This window comes from Francisella frigiditurris (genome assembly GCF_001880225.1).
Lineage (GTDB): Bacteria > Pseudomonadota > Gammaproteobacteria > Francisellales > Francisellaceae > Francisella > Francisella frigiditurris.
In genome coordinates this window covers 705,124-723,515 of the sequence record NZ_CP009654.1, presented here as the reverse complement: position 1 = coordinate 723,515, position 18,392 = coordinate 705,124, and the positions used below count along the sequence as shown (strand labels likewise).

Below are 18,392 nucleotides of genomic sequence, written 5' to 3'. Positions count from 1 at the left end.
TCACAAACCTTTAACACTTACACCTATAGACTGCAATCTATTCTCTAAGCTTGGATGTGTAGAAAACATATCTGACATATCACCGCCATTAAAACCAGCACTTAATGGATCATATATATAAGAAGCTCTACGAAGATTCTCATTTTTATTATGTTTATACTCATTTTGTGCTTCAGGAGTGGCGCTGTCTTTTGATATTTTCATCAATGCATTTGCCATTGGCATATTTGTTCGCATTAATTCTACAGCTCCCGCATCTGCCATATACTCTCTTGTCCGACTTAAGAATAGCATCATAAATATAGTAAATATTTGCAAAACATATCTTAAAATAATAATTATTAAGAAAAATACTGCAGCATTATTATTACGATTATTACTACTTCTATTATTTCCAGAGAAAAGCACTGAATAAAATAGGAAATCCATAATAATAAGCATCATATTAGATAAAACCATAGTAAAAAGGTTTAATTTAATATCTTGATTTCTGATATGGGTTAATTCATGTGCCATAACAGCCTGCAATTCATCTCTAGTTAAACTTTGAGCTAACTTAGCAGTTATTGCAACCATTGCTGATTTCTCTGAATATCCTGATGCAAAAGCATTCATATAGTTTGCATTAATAAGAAACACTTTCGGCATATATCTCATACCTGCAGCAACTTTCATTTCCTCGACAACATTATAAATTTTCCGAGCTAACGGATCATTATTATCTGCTGTTATTTCCTGATAGTCTGTACCAGAAAGCATTATCTTATCATACATTGCAAAAGTAATATAAAGCCAAACAACTGTTATTGCTGAAATTATAATAGTTGCATAAGGAATAATTTTAAACGTTGCAAGCCATACAAAGACCTGACTGATAGAAAGCTGTTGGTGATAATATTGATAATATGAATTCGCTAATTCACTATACCTATAAACAGTATCTACAAATATACCCAGTAAAAAGAAAACAATTAAAAATACTGCTATAACTAGATATGTCTTTTGCGTGTTTTTACGTACTACTTCTCTCCAGTTTGCTGAGCCGTAGTGTAAATTTTCACTCATCTATAGCTCCACTCTTGCTTCTTCTAATTGAGCTTTCTTCTCTTCAGAAATATTCCAATAAATAAAATTCTCATCTAACTTCTTAAAGAGACTTACTACTACTCCAGCAAAAAATGATTTCTTATGGGCATTATATCTTTCTATAGAATCATTAAGCGCTTGCTTAGCAAAAGCTAATTTATTCTCAGTCGAAGTTATTTCTTCTTGTAATTGTATAACATTCTGATTAGCTTTTAATTCTGGATAATTCTCAAATTGAACGTTTATGCCTCTAGCAAATTCTGAAATTTTATTTTCAGCATCTATTCTTTCTTGTACGTCGCCATTTTCTTTTGCCACATTTGCTTTATTTCTTAAAGCTACTACTTGTTTCAATGTAGTTTGCTCATAATCCATATATTTTTTAACCACATTCACTAAGGAGTCAAAAACCTTAGCACGACGATCAAGTTGCACATCAATTTGTTTTTCTGAATTTTTAACTGTTTCTATTTCAGCAATTAACTTGTTATACGTCATAACCACATATACACAGATAGCAGCTATCACTAATAATAAAATCACTCCAAATGTCATAAGCCATTCTCCTTTACTCAAAAATATCAATTTACTTAATATAATTTATATGCTCTTTAGCATACTTTTTCAAGGATAATTGAATAAAACTAGACTGAATGAATAAAATCAGAAAATGCTTTAGTAAGATTTGTATGATATTTTTTCTTATTAAGAAGTAAATAAAACTCTCTACTTAGATCTAACTCTTCTACTTTTAAAATTTTAATTTTTTGTATATCTGAAGACTCCTCGACAATTGCCTCTGATAAACACGCAAGTGAATCACTATGTGAAACATATTGCTTTATAGCTTCAGAATTATTTAACACCATTAATTGTTTCAAATCTTTTGCATCTTTACCAAGCTCTTTATAGAAAATATCAAATGTTCCTGAGCCCGCTTCTCTTGTTACCCACTCATATTTAAGAATATCTTTTATCGAAACCTTTTTCTTTTTTGCTAAAGGATGATTAATAGAGCAAAAGACTTTTAAGTTATCTTTTCTCCATAATTCCACATCTAGTGCTTGACTATCACAAGCCCCTTCTACAAAACCAATATCGCACCCAAGCATTTCAACTTGATGGATAATTTCTTTTGTATTTCCATTAATAATCTCTAATTCAACATCAGGATATTTTTGTTTGAATTGAGCCAAATATTTAGGCAAAACATAACTAGCAAGAGTTGTACTGGCGCCAACTATTAGTTTTCCAGATAAATGCTCATTATCAACAGCAAATGATTCAAATTCACTGACTTCATCTAAAATGCGAATTGCTTTTGATAATAGGTTTTGACCATTATCATTTAGTTTCATCCTTTTTCCAACTCTATCAAATAAGGTTGTATCCAACATACTTTCTAGTTGGGATAATGACATACTTGCCGCAGCTTGTGAGATAAAGCACTTTTCTGCACCAATACTAATAGATTCTGACTTAGCAGTATTAACGAAAACTTGAAGTTGCTTAAGAGTTATTTTCATAAACTATCTTGTTATATTTGACACCTTATTAGTTAAATAAGCATCAAAACCAATAATTAATATCATTTTAACTTATATGTTTTATAAAAAATATCTATTTAACCTTTTATAATTTATAGATAATATAGATATATTAATTAATTTTGTTTGTATATATTATGGATTACTTACTAATATTCTTATTTATGGGGTTTCTTATCAGCTTCCTCGCAAGAATAATTAGTATTAAAGAAGATCTAATTCTAATATTACTTTTAATATTAATTATCGCTGATGATGGTTGTATTATAAATCACAACTATAGTGATATAGCTGTTAATACATCTCTAATTATAATACTATTTAGCTCTTTAATTAGTATAAGAAATCTACATAAATCAAAAGGTTTAAGTTGGATACTTGCAACAAATATTATTCCAGCTACTTTAATTGGTGCTGTAACCAGCTTTGTTTTTTCTGATGGAATTCAAATGATAGATGCTGCTGCCATTAGTGGAAGTGTACTTCTTTTCTTAACACTATTAACTATTTACAATTTAATAAAACTCTCCCAAAGAAATAATACTCTAAATAAAAATCTAATATTTCGTTTATTAAAACTTGATAGTAGTAAAATTCTAAATGTGATAATGTTTTTAGCCTTAACTATTTCAGTAGCATTAATAAGCCTAACTATTATAGAAGATTATGAAAGCTATAATTTATACTCTCCAACTTGGATTATAAAATGGTTAGCAATCTTATGCATATTACCAATAAAACTAATTGGCTCTTATTTAGGTTCAAAATATTTGCATAGACTATCTAATAAATACTCAAAATTTTTATTTGCTGGAATATTAAGTATTATAGGCTCTACTTTATTGTTTATTTAATTTTTAGCAATCTTAGTGCATTCATAATTACAACTAATGTTGCTCCCATATCAGCCACTATTGCCATCCATAATGTAGCCACACCCGCTATAGCAAGAGTTATAAATAAAGCTTTTATGGTTATTGCAAAGATAATATTTTGCTTAATAATATTTACTGTTCTTTTTGAGTGCTTAATTAGCCAAGGTAACTTACTTAAATCATCAGACATAAGCGCAACATCTGCTGTTTCTATAGCAACATCACTCCCTATTGCTCCCATAGCAATGCCTAAGTTAGATCTTGCTAAAGCTGGTGCATCATTTATACCGTCACCTACCATCGCTACTTCTTTATATTGCTCAACAAGCTCTTCTACTTTAGAAACTTTATTCTCTGGCAATAATTCAGCATAGACTTTATCTATCCCACTTTGTTTACCAAGAGCTTTTGCTGTACCAGAGTTATCACCTGTCAGCATAACTGTTTGTTCTATACCTAACTCTCTCAAATTATTTAAAATTATTTGAATGTTCTCTTTTAGAGCATCTTGAACAGCTATTATTCCAATTATTTCCTTATCATTTCCCACAAAAATTAATGTATGTCCCAAATTTTCTAACTTAACAGCTTTTTCATGCATTGAACTATTTTCACACAATTGTTTTTCATGGCTAAATACATGGCTACCAAGCCAGTATTCTTTTCCCTCTACTTTTCCTGAAACACCTTTGCCGCTAATAACTTTAGTATCATCACTATCTACTAATCCTATATTATGTTCTTTAGAGTAATTTAAAATAGCCTCAGCAATAGGATGATCAGTATTTTTTTCTAGGCTTCCAGCAATTTTAATAAGCTCCTCTTCTGATATATTGTTAGTTATAACTTCTCTGACACTAGGCTTACCTTGTGTTAAAGTTCCCGTCTTATCAAAAGCTATAGCTTTTAATTTAGCAGGGATCTCAATAAAGGTTCCTCCTTTAATTAGCACACCATTTCTAGCAGCACTAGCTAAAGATGAAACAATTGATATTGGAGTAGAGATAACCAGCGCACATGGACATGCTATAACTAAAATAACTAAAGCTTCATAAATCCAGCTTAGCCAAGCCCCTCCCAAAAATAATGAAGGTACAATAGCGATTAAGATGGCTAAAATTAACATAGCTGGTGTATACACTCGAGCGAAACGATCAACCCATTTTTCAGACTCTGAACGCTTTGATTGAGCATGTTCTATAGCTTGAATAATTTTAGCTACAGAAGAGTCTTCGGCTGTTTTTGTAGTTTTTATTTCTATAGTTCCATTACCATTAATACTACCAGCAAAAACTGTATCACCTACTTGTTTCTGTATTGGCATTGACTCACCAGTTATAGGCGCCTGATTCAAGAAACTACTACCTTTTATAACTTCACCATCTAAAGCTACCCTTTCACCCGGTTTAATAAGAACTCTTCGTCCTATGTTAATTTCTGAAATAGGTTTTTCTTCAAACTCTTTATCATGGCAACAATAGACTAAAGCTTTATCTGGAGTTAAAGTTATTAATTTTGTGATAGCTGATCTAGCATTACCTACACTCCAAGACTCTAAAGATAGTGAAAATGCGAATAAGAAACTTACTATTGATGCTTCAAACCACTGACCAATTGCTACTGCACAGACAATAGCTATAACCATTAGCAAATTCATATCTGCATCAAACCTTTTCAGAGCTGCCCATGCTTTAGGGAAAACAAACCAGCTTCCAGAAATTATAGCCAGTAGATAAAATACTTGTGAAACTATTGGAAAAGCTTCTGTAGCACTTGATTCACCAACCACTAATGCATGAACAAAACCATGTAAAAAACCATGATATAAATATGCTGCTACTATAAATAATCCGCTAAATAATGTTGTTATTAAACGCAAATGACGCTTCCAAAAACTTTGATTCTCATCATTATTTTTTATGTGCTCATCCCATGTTGTAGCTTTTAATCCAGACTTTTTAATCAATGCCACAATCTCTTTGGCTGATATTTGATTATTTGGAGATTGTTCAATAAGCAACTTACTATTTAGAAGGTCAAACTGAAGTTGATCTTCAGGCACATTTTTTGCAAGCGCTTTTTTTATTATATTAACTTCTTCAACACAGTCTAAACCATAGACTTTAAAGCTTAAATAATTTTTAGTTCCACTCATATTGAAACTCCTTCTTTAGCATGTACCTCTGGAAGATGCTCCAGACTTTGTTCAACCATTTCTTTAATTAGTTTTAGATCTTGCTTCACAGTAGCATCATCTTTTAGTGCTTCTAGAAGCCATTTTAATTCCTCTTTATATATAGAATTAAAATAGAAATAGTGGAATCGTCCCTGCTTCCTCTTATGGATAAGTTTATTACGTCTTAAAATATCAAGATGTTTTGATAGAGTAGAATTAGCTAATTTAAAAATATGAGCTAAATGACATAAACAAAGCTCATGATGATAAATAACCATTAAGACTCTAATTCTAGTCTCATCCCCTAAAGCTTTTTGAAAATCTACAATATCAGCTAATTTCATTTCTACTTCCCACTATATGTTTCGTTATTTGACGAAATATAGTTATATGATAAAAATATTTTAATTAAACTTCAATCTTTACAGCAACTTTTTATTTACTTCTCTCAAAGTGAAATATACAATCCTCTCACCTTGATCATAAACCAAGCGAAGAATATAAAATGATCAAAACACTACTTAAATTTCTAACAATTACTCTAATATTTATGAATTATGCATACTCATATCAGAATTTTGCTGACAAAAATTTTATCGACAAAGTTGTAAAAACATTTGATTTACCTTCAGATAAAAATATAACTATGCTGAATATCCAAGATTATCAACAAACAACTGACTATACTTGCGGCCCTGCTGCTATTATGACTTTAATGCACTATTACGGTTTATTAAAAGATTCAGACATGAATAAAGAAACTGAGATGAAAATAGCCAAAGAGTTAAAAACTGATGATGACTATGGCACCACTCCTGAAAACATGGCAAATTGGTTAAAAACCCATGGTCTTGAGGTTGAGCAAGGAACTAATGGCAATATACAAATGTTAGTTGATAATCTTGATAAAGGCATACCAACGCTTGTCGATTGGATTGATTGGGGTGGACACTGGACTTTAGTAACTGGCTATCAAAAATTAGGAAACTCCATTGATGACGATAAAGACTTAATTTTATTCACAGACCCGGCTGTTCATTTTAACAATGAGAAAACTATTAATGGTCTTACTAAAATAAACCCTGATCGCTTTCAATATATGTGGTTTGATTCAAAACAAGTTCCGGGAATTTATATAACTGCATCAAAGAAAGATTAAATTATTAGTTATAGAAATTTATGATTTAAATCAACCTACTTTATCAGTACTTGCTATTAATTATGAAAATAACTAAATATGTAAGAACAGATTTAAAATTACAGATAAAATACTTTAATAATTATTTTATTACCGTCTCTAAGTCTTTTTGTTTGACAGACCCCGCCCGCTTTATTAACTTGGGTCGACAGTATAAAGACCTACATCTCTTTCTATTGTTCCAGACTGTTTTTCCTTCTATTTCACGACCACTATACCCTTAATAGCAACTATCTGGGCTGGTTTGATACCTATCTCTAGTATCGATATCGACGGACCTTCTGTAATCTCTTACGCAGCTTCGCTACGACAAGCTCCAAAATTTACAAAGTAACTCTACTTTCAGATCATTTTTAGACGCTTTTTTTACAATTAACTCTTTACATTAGAAGATTATATTTTCAATATAAATATAATATCATTTTAATTATAAAAATAATGAAAAGACCTAGACCCAATTTTACATTTAATATTGAGACATGCGCTCAAGTTGCAGAGCGACATAGGATTGAGGAAGACAAAGCTCTATATGAATCAGGTAAATGCCTAATTTGTAACGATAATTTATCAGAAGCAAATCTTAACATATGTACTCCATGTACTTTATTAGGATTTGAGGATCATATCGTAAGCACTGATCACTTAGGCGTAAGAGGTAGTAAACTGATACATACTATACATATTGTTTCAGAAATGCCAGAAATAAGATTAAAAGGATTCTTACAGTCATTAATATTAAGTAATTTTAAGGGAATTATATGGACCGACCTTAAAAATATGAAGAGTTTAGAATATGTATTATCTAGTTACAAATTAAGTAATAAATGTGAAATTAAAAATATTGAGATTCTTCTCAACAACTTTTTAGATAAAAATAATTCTCTAACATATTTAAATTATAAGACAAAAAAAAGCATACTAGGTTTTATTCAAGCAGAATTAAATAGTGTATTTGGTAAAGTAGCATATGCTGTTGATATACTTAGAATGATTGTTTTACAACAATATGGTGGGTTTTATATTGACTCAAACGTTAGAATTCTTAAGAGAGAGATACAAACCGTAAACCATTTAGGTAAAGAACAAAGACATAGTGGAATTATGTATTTAGGTAGAGGTGATGTATCGCATAATGCAGAAGAAGCTGATGCTACTTCATATAAATTATATGAAAAATTAAGAACCAAACCAGGAAGTAAGAAGTTTTATCCTCATGAATGCTCTGCTATTTATGCTAATAAAGGTAATATATTTTTTGATTTTGTTCTATATAATTTTTTTGATGTATATATAAAGAATCCTATTTTTTCACACGAATCTGGAATTTATAATGACTCTAAATATAACAGCAGAACTCCTAGTATTATTAATTGTATGATGGTAGCTCAATATTTAATGGAAATTAAGTTTAATCTGAGAGATTATGATTTCACATTAAAAACTGATGAATTTATAGAGGCTAAAGAGATAAAGCTTAAGGATTATTCGTTTGATGCTGTAAATTATATAGGAGTCTTACCATTTTCAGCTTTTGGTTATAACTGGGGAAAATATTATTCACATTCCCATAAAACAAGTCATGAATTTACAGGAGAAGATTACAAAACTTGGTAATATTTGGCGGATTTGGGCGAATAAGACACCTTTTGACATATAACCTAACCTATTTGTCTTGTGTTACCGCCTTCATTAGAATATCATGAGGAATATTATTAAATAGCTATTTAATACCAAACTCAAGCACCTAATTATATCGCAAACATCTTTTCCATGTTACGCATATCGCATCCAATGCAGATTTATTAGATCCGTAACCATAAAAATCATCTAAAAATATGGTTCAACTTGTGTCTCAAATGATGGCTTAATCACCATTTGAGCTATTCTGTCACTTCAAGTTGTAACTCTTAGCATTCTAATACTACTTGATTTCTTTGGAATTTCCACTACCATGACTGGTGGTGGAAAATAACTACCTGATAATAATCTATTCCAAATTTTGTAAAGGTTACTTTTTGATTTTCCTCAAAATCTTTAAGAAGCAGTTGATCTATACCAGCAGAACTGGCGTTCGATTTAAAAAGCTTATAGGCTTGATCCTTTGGTATCTCAAATGCTTTTGTCATTCCTTATATATCCTCCTAGTATTTACCAGTTGTATATTCAATTTGACAGCCCTATCCATTAACTAATGATGTTTAACTAAAACTGGTAAAATGCTATAGATACAAAATTAATTCGAACTTTGGTAAATTATACTTTTGAAAAGAATGTAGATTTTATAAATATTTACCAATGTAACACATATACTACATCAAGGAAATTAAATAAATGCCTTACTCTATAGCTTATACAGTAGATTATAGTTCTAATCATCACTCTGAAGAAAAGTGAAAACTTGTTATATATGAAGTTCAAGAATTTGGCTCAGATAATTTTGATTTAGATAATGAAGAATCAAAAAAACATAGAAGCGAAAAATATAAATGTTCGACCCCCATGGGAAAGTGATGTGTCAGTAAAGAATGCAGCTAGAGAGTATGAAATATCTAGAAAAAATAAATATATAAATTCTCCAACAATAGGAAGACAGCAAAAAAAGTTAACTGGGATTATTATAATGATGGTAAAGATTATACTGGGTATGAATCTTGGCATAAATACTTAGAATATGATGTAGATAGATTAATAAGAACCATAGGGGATTCTTTTGTAAATATAGCTATTACAAATATTTACGGCATAATCCATAATAACAATTAAGTAACTTTTTACAATAAAATAAAATTTAATCTTAGCTATAAATCTAGCTTATTCTTTCTGTAGCTAATATATTTGGTACAATATCTATATAGATGCATTACTACAGGTTATAAAAAATGAAAAAAAATATTTTGGTATTAGGGGCTGGCTCATGGGGAACAGCTCTTGCTTTACAACTTGCCTATGCTGGCCATAAAGTAAACATAAGTTCTTGGAAAAAAGAGCATAATGAACAAATGTTAGCCAATAAAAATAATGCTAAATATATTCCTAGTATTGAAAAGTTTCCAAATAATTTAGAAGCAACTGTTGACTGGAAATCTTCTATTAATAATTTTGATGAAATACTAGTAGCAGCTCCTAGTTCTGGATTTAAAAGCACTCTACAAGAGTTAAAAGGTTTTATTAAACCTCATCAAGGGATTATCTCCGCAACAAAAGGTTTTTGTCATCAAAGCTATAAACTTCTTAATGAGATAGCAAAAGAGTTTTTACCTGACACTAATTTTGCCATTTTAACCGGTCCAAGCTTTGCAAAGGAAGTAGCAAATAAACTTCCTACTGCTGTTGTTATAGCATCAGAAGATATTGAATATGCTAAAAAAATCCAGCAACTTTTTAGTTCTGAAACTTTTAGATGCTATACAACTTCAGACATTATTGGCGCTCAAGTTGGTGGCGCTGTAAAAAACGTACTAGCAATAGCTGCTGGTATATCAGCTGGAATGAACTTTGGCGTTAACGCTCATGCAGCCCTTATAACTAGAGGATTAGCAGAGATGAAAAGACTTGGTTTAAAACTAGGAGCTAAGGAAGAAACTTTCCTTGGGCTTAGCTGTCTTGGTGATCTTTTACTAACATGCTCTGATAATCAATCAAGAAATAGAAGATTTGGTTTATATGTTGGTCAAGGCCATAAAATAGAAGAAGCCTTAGCAATGGTTAATAACGTTGTAGAAGGATACTTAACTGCTGAAGTTGTATACCAATTAGCTAAAATAAATAATGTTGAAATGCCAATTGCTACAGCTACTTATAGAGCTTTATATAATAAAGAAGATCCTAAAACTATTGTAAAAGAACTAATGTTAAGAGAATTAAAATCTGAATAATCTTTATTATTGATCACCTGCGACTTGTTTTGGTACATAGTCTTTTAAATTGACTTCTTGCATTTCAATTTTTGTATTATATGCATGATCTCCTACTTTAGTAAAAATTGGAGCTAGCTGAGAATCTTCCCAAAATTTACTATCTTTAACATAATCGATAGAACTAATTGTTGAGCATATTATTGAGAATATTAAAACATATTTAATAATTGCAATAAAAAGAGCAAAAAGAGTATTTCCTATACCCTCTTTTTCTTTATTATTTTTCATGAAAATTTTCATAATACCGAAAATTATTAAATATGCGCAGATCAAAACGAATAAGAAAGAGACTACATACGCCACACCAGGATCTTCTATTATTGAGCTCATAAAACCATCTCTGATCTTTACAGCAAGTACTCCAGCTGCAAGTACTGCAAAGATCATCAACACAAATGAAACTATATTTTTAAATAAACCTTTAACTGCCGAGAACAGACTTAAAATAAAAATAGCTATTATCATAGCTATATCTAGGAAATTTAAACTTTCAAGGAACTCCATATTTACACCTATTTCAATATCTCTTTTAATTGATTCAAATTAGTTATAGTAATTAAATCTATACCTTCTGATTCTAACGCTTTTGTTACATTTGCTTTAGGCACAATTATTTTTTTAAATCCATGCTTCCTAGCTTCATTTATCCTCTCTATACCATATGGAATAGGTCTTATTTCTCCCGAAAGTCCAACTTCACCCATAATCATCATATCTTTAGGAATCTCAATTTCTTTAATACTTGAATAAATGATTAGAACCAATGCTAAATCTATACTAGTTTCAGCTATTTTAATACCACCAACTACATTTATAAATACGTCTTTTTCATATAAATCAATATGCATATATCTTTGGATAATTGCTAAAATCATGGCTAACCTATTTGTATCTATGCCAACACATAACCTTCTTGGTGGCTGATTTATATTTTTATCAACAACTAAAGATTGTAGCTCTACAAGCAATGGTCTAGTTCCCTCCCAAACTGAAACTATAGCACTTCCTATTAGATTAGTCCTTCCATTATTAAGAAATATTGCTGATGGGTTTTTAACCTCTTTCATCCCCATATCTGTCATTGCAAAGACACCTATCTCATTAACGGCGCCAAATCTATTTTTTAAAGCTCTCATAAGACGGTATCGACCATTATCTTGAGCTTCTAAAAATATAACAGCATCTACTATATGCTCTAGTACTCTAGGTCCAGCAACCTCTCCAGATTTTGTAACGTGTCCCACTAAAAAAACTGCAATTTCATTTTGCTTAGCTACCTGAGTAATATAAGCTGAAGACTCTCTAACCTGTGAAACTCCACCAACCATTGACTGAAGTTCTGGATTATATATAGTCTGAATTGAATCTATAACAACAATCTCTGGCTTCTCTGCAACTAAATAATTGGCTATTATTTCAACATTAGTTTCACACATAACAAGTAAATTGTCTGAAGGAAGTTTAAGCCTCCTAGCTCTTAAAGCTATTTGCTCTAAAGACTCTTCACCACTTACATAAAGTACTTTTTTTTCTTGAGATAGATGAGCCATTACTTGTAGCAATATAGATGATTTTCCAATTCCCGGATCACCTCCTACCAAAGATACAGAACCTCTAACGATTCCTCCCCCTAGAACTCTATCAAACTCTTTAATATGAGTAAGAATCCTAGCCTTACTTTCATTTGTGATTTTATCTAAAGTTACTGCTTTTGAGGTATTTCCAGAAAATCCTTTTCGAGAAATACTATTAGATTTATTCTCTTTTACCTGAATTTCTTCAACTAAAGTATTCCATTCCCCACAATTATGGCATTGACCTTGCCACCTAGGAGAGTCCATACCGCAGCTTTGACATACAAAGACTATCTTTTGTTTAGCCATTTACTGCTTCTTACCTTTATATCCCAACAAATATCTAGAAATTACTTTTTCTGTTTCTGATGCATTAGGTCCTATAAACTGAACCCAATATTTATGAGCATCTTCATTATCTTGTTCTATAGCCCTGACACTTTTAGGTAATACAGAAATCACTCTAGCTTCACAACCTACCTGCTCATGAAGTTCTGTTAAAGTAACAGATACTCTAATTATGCTATCTAATTCTAAAATTTTATTACTCTTTATTTTAATACCGCCATCTTTAATAACCCTTAAATACTTGACATAGGCATCTTCTCTATTTTCAAAAATATAATTAACTTCTAACTGAATATCTTCTTCACTATAATCAAATCCCGAATATCCTTCTACGATAGAAGATTCCTCTTCTTGTAAATCATCTACTTGCTCAATGATTTCTTCTTGCAGCTCATTTTCTAATATTTCTTCTTCCACGAAGTCACTTTTAATATCAGATACTTCACCTAAATCTATCTCAATAACATTTATAGATTCATCTGTATCTTCATCACTATCAACTTCATTATTTTCTATATACTCAGGCTCCAAATCTAAGACGTTTTCAAGCTCTTCTTTTTCTAGAAAGTCATCATCCTGAATATCTTCTAACTTTGGATGCTTTTTCTTTGCAGTGCCTAATAAATCTTTATCTGTTGTTCCTTTCTTAGAATCTGAGCCACCCTTTTTGGATGAGCCTTGCTTTAATAAATCTAACCTACTCATTTATTTCTCTTTGTCCTTTTCACAATCTTAAAAATACAAAAAACAATGGTGGATATAAATAGCAAAATAACAAATGAAATAAATTCATGCTCTTTTATCCATTTTCCTAAATGAAAATGAGAAAAAGCTCTTAAAACTGCATGGCCCGAAAAATATCCTATTGTTATATAAATAAAAGACCACACAAAACTGCTTAGAAAATCAAAAGCAAAAAATTTTAATCTTTTAATCTTACTTATCCCTACCACAAAAATAGTGATAGTCCTTAACCCATATAAAAACCTAATACTTAAAATAGCCCAATAATCATATTTATCTAATAAGCTTAAAGATTTATTTACTTTTTCATTCCATGATGGACGTTTAAGTAATATTTTTTCTCCAGCTATTCTAGAAATAGTAAAGACTGTATTATCATGTAACACCGCACCTAATCCAGATGCTAAAATTACTAAAGGATAATGAAGTAAGCCAACAGCTGTCGCTATCCCAACGACTATTAAGAAAATCTCACCCTCAATCATAACTCCAACAAAAACGGCTAAATAACCCCAGTGAACAATCATATCCCAGAATTCGTGGCTCATTACTTCTCCCTATCCACTTTAAAGGTTACTGTAACTTTTAGTTATTAAAAACTCATCCATTAGTACTAAAGCTAACATTGCTTCGGCAACTGGCACCCCTCTAATACCCACACAAGGATCATGACGACCTTTAGTTATTAAAGTAGTATTTTCTCCATGAATATCTATAGTACGACCGGGCTGTAATATACTTGAAGTTGGTTTAAAGGCCATTTTAACAATAATATCTTGACCAGAAGATATACCACCAAGGGTTCCTCCTGAATGATTTGATAAAAATCCGTCTTCCTTTGTAATTTCATCACGATGCTGACTGCCTTTCTGAGATACAACATCAAAACCGTCTCCGATAGAAACTGCTTTAACCGCATTTATCGATAACATAGCATAAGCTATTATCGCATCTAATCTATCAAAAACTGGACGACCCAAGCCAGCTTCAACCCCAGTTGCAACTACTGTAACTTCTGCACCTATTGAATCACCTTCTTTACGAATTTTATGAATCAGCTCTTCACACTTAGGCACAGCATTTTCATCTGCTAGGAAAAAAGGATTTTGAGATATAAAGCTTCTATCTTTAAGTTCTGCCTTTACATCACCAATTTGTGAGCAATATCCAAAAATATCTATACCATGAGCTTTTAATATTTTTTTAGCAATAGCTCCTGCAGCAACTCGCATAGCTGTTTCTCTAGCTGATGATCTACCACCACCACGATAATCTCTTATTCCATATTTTTTAAAATATGTATAATCTGCATGTCCTGGTCTAAATTTATCTTTTATATCACCATAATCTTGAGATTTTTGATCTTGGTTTTTTATTACTAAACCGATTGGTGTACCAGTAGTTTTACCTTCAAAAACTCCCGATATTATTTTAACTTCATCTGGCTCTTTTCTTTGAGTTGTATATTTTGATTGTCCTGGCTTTCTACGATCTAATTCTATTTGAATATCCTCTTCAGTAAGAGGAATGTTTGGAGGACAACCATCTATAATAGCTGCTAAAGAATCACCATGACTCTCTCCACATGTCGTAACTCTAAATAAGTTTCCAAAGGTATTACCCGACATAAGAATATATAGTATTTAAAATATGATTAACTAATATAATAACATAAAAGAAAATTCTTTCAGATATAACACTCTACTTACTAAAATAATTAATAAATAAACTCTTATACTTAATTAGCTCTTCATAAGTTAATAAAAATACTCCATCACCACCTTCGGCAAAACTTAACCATGTGAATGGAATATCTGGGCACATTTCCATTAAAGCATACTGACTATTTCCGACTTCAACGATTAATATTCCTTCTTCAGTTAAGTGCTGATCAGCTTCTAGAATAATTTTCTTTGCTAGATCTAGACCATCTTCACCAGCTTCTAATGCTAATTTAGGCTCAAAATGATATTCTCTAGGCATTGAATCTATATCTTCTTTATCCACATACGGAGGATTAGAGATTATTACATCAAATTTTTTATTGCCAAGATTAGCAAATAAGTCAGACTTAACAGTTTTCACTCTGTCTGTAAGATTATGTTTTCTAACATTAAGCTTAGCTACGCTTAATGCATCATCAGAGATATCAACTAATGTAACATCTGCGTTTTCAAACACTGTCGCACAAGCAATCCCTATACAGCCACTCCCTGTACAAAGATCTAGCACTTCTTTAACATCGTCAACATCTGCAATCCAAGGAGTAAAGCTATTTCTTATAAGCTCTGCCACAGGAGATCTTGGTATAATGACTCTCTCATCTATATCAAACTCCATATCAGCAAACCAAGCCTTTTTTAAGATATATGGTAAAGGCTTTCTCAAATAAGCTCTTTGATAAACATATTTAATTATCTTCTCTTTTTCTTCAGTAAGAAGATTTGCACCTATCATATTACTATCAATATCCGTAGAAATGTTTAAAGCAGATAACACTAAATGTATTGCTTCATCCCATGCTGTTTCAGATCCATGTCCAAAATAAACTTTTTGTTGAGTCATCTCAGAAATAGTCCAACGGATATAATCTCTTATAGTAGTTAGATTTTTTATAATATCTTGTTTTTTTACATCACTAAACATTTATTAGCCTCTTTTCCAAATTGTGCCTTTAGCAGTATCTTCTAAAACAATTCCTTGTTTTAATAAGTCATCTCTTATTTTATCTGCCTTAGCATAATCTTTATTTACTTTAGCTTTTACTCTTTCATCAATTAAATTTTGAATTGAATCAACATCTATATCCGTAGCACTATTAAAGTACTCTTCAGCACTTGTAAATAAAATTCCTAATACATCACATAGCTTTCTCAAAAGGAAAGCATATCCTGATGCTTTGTAAGCGCTTTTTGTTTTCAATACATTGATTTCTTTAGCTAAAGAAAATAATACTGCTAAAGCTTCTGGGGTATTAAAATCATTATCCATCGCTTTTATAAACTTAGTTTCATATTCTTCAGCATCATCTGGTAAATTAATTTCTACAGGCTCAATATCTCTTAGAGCTGTAAACAACCTTTCTACAGATGCTTTAGCATTATCTAAATTCTCTTTAGAATAGTTTATTTCACTTCTATAATTTGTTAATGCCAAGAAATATCTTATAACTTCAGGATGATATTCATCTAGCACATCAACTATCGTAAAAAAGTTATTTAAAGATTTCGACATCTTTTCAGCATTAACTTTTACCATTCCTGAATGCATCCAGTAATTAGCAAAAGTACATCCATTACATGCCTCAGACTGAGCAATCTCATTCTCATGGTGAGGGAATCTCAAATCCGACCCACCAGCATGGATATCAAAAGTCTTACCAAATAATTTTTTAGACATTGCTGAACACTCTATATGCCAACCTGGTCTACCAGCACCCCATGGTGAATCCCAAGAAGGCTCGCCCTCTTTAGACATTTTCCAAAGAACAAAATCTAAAGGATTTTCTTTTTCCTCAACCACATCCACTCTTGAGCCCTGCTGTAAAGCATCAAGGTTTTGTTTACTTAACTTCCCATAGCCATCAAACTTACTCACTCTATAGAAAACATCTCCATTAGCTCCTTGATAAGCATATCCTTTATCAATCAGGTCACCTATCATAGCTATCATCTCTGGAATAGTCTCAGTTGCTTTAGGCTCGCTACTTGGTCTTAATATGTTTAACTTATCAAAAACATCATGCATCGCTTTTATATTTCTAGCAACAAGATCAGTTGTTGATTCATTATTTTCATTTGCTCTTTTGATAATTTTGTCATCAATATCTGTAATATTTCTAACTAGATTTACATCATAACCTCTATATTTGAAATACCTATTAATAACATCGAACGCTATATATGTTCTAGCATGTCCTATATGACAATCATCATATACTGTGACACCACATGCATACATTTTTATTTTATTAGGTTCTATCGGCTTAAATTCTTCTTTTTGTCCACTAAGCGAATTGTATAAAATCATTAAATTTTTCTCTTACTAAATAATTTAGAATAAAAATATCGTACAAGTATAACTAATTTTCAAAGCATTTAGAATTGCTAAAAAATTAATAGAATAATGGCATACTCTGCTTTTGATTACTTCTAATTTGTGCTCTACATTCTTCTATATCTATTTTCTTCTGTTTTGCTATTTTCTCTAAAACCTCTAAAAGTAAATTTGGCATACCAACCTCATTTTCAGGTTGCTTATTTAACCATGGCCACGCTGAAGGATTATCTGTTTCTAATAAAACTCTATCAATAGGTAACAGCTCTAAAATCTTTTGGATTTTCTCACTAAATAAAACCTCTAATCCAATAGTAAAATATCCTCCCAAAGCCAAATAACTATCTAATAATTCCAATGACCCATTATACCAATGGATAATAAATTTTTTGTGTCGATATTTTTGAAGGTAGCTTAAAACATCCTCCTCTGCTCCACTAGTATGTAAATTTAAAAGCTTACCCTTCACTAAAGAACTAGAAAGAATATATTCAAAAACATCTAACTGATCATTATATGGTGCTGCATAATCCAAGAATCTTTTATCTAAGCCAATTTCACCTACCATTGTAGATTTATCTAAATACTCATTTATAACTTCTATATTTTTAGAATACTTCGATGCCATCCATGGATGGACTCCAAATGAACTTTTTATAATATTCGGGTTTAATGACTCTAATTTCACATTCCTCAAATATGATTGAATATCCATGCTAACAGCGAAAAGTTTTATATTAAGCTTTTCACATTGATTTATAACTTTTAATAGCTGATTATCCGTATAAGCATCAACATGAATATGCGCATCTACTAACATTAGTTATTTCTCTTTTATAGAACTAGCTTTTATGTTAAAACTAATAACAAA

19 protein-coding genes are annotated in these 18,392 nt (G+C 31.1%); 5 read left to right on the top strand and 14 right to left on the bottom strand.

All coding sequences use genetic code 11. From position 1 onward, the window contains the following. From htpX to KX01_RS03580, 3 genes are all read right to left on the bottom strand, one after another. Complete coding sequence (gene htpX, locus KX01_RS03590) at nucleotides 1-1,065, bottom strand: zinc metalloprotease HtpX (protein ID WP_071663692.1); 1,065 nt, start codon at nucleotides 1,063-1,065, stop codon at nucleotides 1-3. Next, a complete protein-coding gene (locus KX01_RS03585; protein WP_071663691.1) occupies nucleotides 1,066-1,641 on the bottom strand; it encodes a LemA family protein in 576 nt (191 codons plus the stop codon). A gap of 89 nt (nucleotides 1,642-1,730) precedes the next feature. Then, complete coding sequence (locus KX01_RS03580; RefSeq protein ID WP_071663690.1) at nucleotides 1,731-2,612, bottom strand: LysR substrate-binding domain-containing protein; 882 nt, start codon at nucleotides 2,610-2,612, stop codon at nucleotides 1,731-1,733. 158 nt (nucleotides 2,613-2,770) lie between these two features. Here KX01_RS03580 and KX01_RS03575 point away from each other — a divergent pair, with 158 nt between their 5' ends. Continuing rightward, nucleotides 2,771-3,487 (top strand): sulfite exporter TauE/SafE family protein, encoded by a 717-nt coding sequence (locus KX01_RS03575; protein ID WP_156860368.1) that lies wholly within the window; start codon nucleotides 2,771-2,773, stop codon nucleotides 3,485-3,487. Here KX01_RS03575 and KX01_RS03570 read toward each other — a convergent pair. Both KX01_RS03570 and KX01_RS03565 read right to left on the bottom strand, forming a co-directional pair. Beyond that, nucleotides 3,480-5,663, bottom strand: coding sequence for a heavy metal translocating P-type ATPase (locus tag KX01_RS03570; RefSeq protein WP_071663688.1), 2,184 nt, complete (start codon nucleotides 5,661-5,663; stop codon nucleotides 3,480-3,482). The genes KX01_RS03575 and KX01_RS03570 overlap by 8 nt on opposite strands. Next, nucleotides 5,660-6,028, bottom strand: a complete 369-nt coding sequence (locus KX01_RS03565) for an ArsR/SmtB family transcription factor (RefSeq protein WP_071663687.1) — start codon at nucleotides 6,026-6,028, stop codon at nucleotides 5,660-5,662. Before KX01_RS03565 ends, KX01_RS03570 begins: the two co-directional genes overlap by 4 nt. A 161-nt stretch (nucleotides 6,029-6,189) precedes the next feature. Here KX01_RS03565 and KX01_RS03560 point away from each other — a divergent pair, with 161 nt between their 5' ends. Both KX01_RS03560 and KX01_RS03555 read left to right on the top strand, forming a co-directional pair. Next, nucleotides 6,190-6,843 carry a peptidase C39 family protein gene (locus KX01_RS03560; protein ID WP_071663686.1) on the top strand — a complete coding sequence of 218 codons (654 nt, stop codon included), beginning with the start codon at nucleotides 6,190-6,192 and terminating at the stop codon, nucleotides 6,841-6,843. A 477-nt stretch (nucleotides 6,844-7,320) separates the two neighbouring features. Then, nucleotides 7,321-8,496, top strand: a complete 1,176-nt coding sequence (locus KX01_RS03555; RefSeq protein ID WP_071663685.1) for a glycosyltransferase — start codon at nucleotides 7,321-7,323, stop codon at nucleotides 8,494-8,496. Between the two features lie 332 nt (nucleotides 8,497-8,828). Here the strand turns inward: KX01_RS03555 and KX01_RS03550 are convergent, their stop codons facing one another. Next, nucleotides 8,829-9,008 (bottom strand): hypothetical protein, encoded by a 180-nt coding sequence (locus tag KX01_RS03550; RefSeq protein WP_071663684.1) that lies wholly within the window; start codon nucleotides 9,006-9,008, stop codon nucleotides 8,829-8,831. A gap of 323 nt (nucleotides 9,009-9,331) precedes the next feature. Here KX01_RS03550 and KX01_RS03545 point away from each other — a divergent pair, with 323 nt between their 5' ends. Continuing rightward, entirely contained in the window at nucleotides 9,332-9,550 is a 219-nt protein-coding gene (locus KX01_RS03545) for a hypothetical protein (protein WP_071663683.1), read from the top strand. A gap of 211 nt (nucleotides 9,551-9,761) precedes the next feature. Then, nucleotides 9,762-10,757 (top strand): NAD(P)H-dependent glycerol-3-phosphate dehydrogenase, encoded by a 996-nt coding sequence (locus KX01_RS03540; RefSeq protein WP_071663682.1) that lies wholly within the window; start codon nucleotides 9,762-9,764, stop codon nucleotides 10,755-10,757. Between the two features lie 6 nt (nucleotides 10,758-10,763). On the opposite strand, the gene KX01_RS03535 is transcribed toward KX01_RS03540, so the two are convergent. The 8 genes from KX01_RS03535 to KX01_RS03500 all read right to left on the bottom strand — a co-directional run bounded on the left by KX01_RS03535 (nucleotide 10,764) and on the right by KX01_RS03500 (nucleotide 18,341). Further along, nucleotides 10,764-11,303, bottom strand: a complete 540-nt coding sequence (locus KX01_RS03535) for a CvpA family protein (protein ID WP_071663681.1) — start codon at nucleotides 11,301-11,303, stop codon at nucleotides 10,764-10,766. 8 nt (nucleotides 11,304-11,311) lie between these two features. After that, nucleotides 11,312-12,682: a DNA repair protein RadA gene (radA, locus tag KX01_RS03530; protein ID WP_071663680.1), complete on the bottom strand. Its 1,371-nt coding sequence runs from the start codon at nucleotides 12,680-12,682 to the stop codon at nucleotides 11,312-11,314. Then, nucleotides 12,683-13,426 carry a PilZ domain-containing protein gene (locus KX01_RS03525; protein ID WP_071663679.1) on the bottom strand — a complete coding sequence of 248 codons (744 nt, stop codon included), beginning with the start codon at nucleotides 13,424-13,426 and terminating at the stop codon, nucleotides 12,683-12,685. Continuing rightward, nucleotides 13,423-14,013, bottom strand: a complete 591-nt coding sequence (locus KX01_RS03520) for a DedA family protein (RefSeq protein ID WP_071663678.1) — start codon at nucleotides 14,011-14,013, stop codon at nucleotides 13,423-13,425. Before KX01_RS03520 ends, KX01_RS03525 begins: the two co-directional genes overlap by 4 nt. Before the next feature lie 18 nt (nucleotides 14,014-14,031). Then, on the bottom strand, nucleotides 14,032-15,093 hold the full coding sequence (aroC, locus tag KX01_RS03515) for a chorismate synthase (RefSeq protein WP_071663677.1): 1,062 nt from the start codon (nucleotides 15,091-15,093) through the stop codon (nucleotides 14,032-14,034). 73 nt (nucleotides 15,094-15,166) lie between these two features. After that, nucleotides 15,167-16,111 carry a 50S ribosomal protein L3 N(5)-glutamine methyltransferase gene (gene prmB / locus KX01_RS03510; RefSeq protein WP_071663676.1) on the bottom strand — a complete coding sequence of 315 codons (945 nt, stop codon included), beginning with the start codon at nucleotides 16,109-16,111 and terminating at the stop codon, nucleotides 15,167-15,169. 3 nt (nucleotides 16,112-16,114) lie between these two features. Continuing rightward, a complete protein-coding gene (gene cysS, locus KX01_RS03505; RefSeq protein ID WP_071663675.1) occupies nucleotides 16,115-17,494 on the bottom strand; it encodes a cysteine--tRNA ligase in 1,380 nt (459 codons plus the stop codon). A gap of 85 nt (nucleotides 17,495-17,579) precedes the next feature. After that, nucleotides 17,580-18,341, bottom strand: a complete 762-nt coding sequence (locus KX01_RS03500) for a TatD family hydrolase (protein ID WP_071663674.1) — start codon at nucleotides 18,339-18,341, stop codon at nucleotides 17,580-17,582. Nucleotides 18,342-18,392 lie beyond the last annotated feature (51 nt).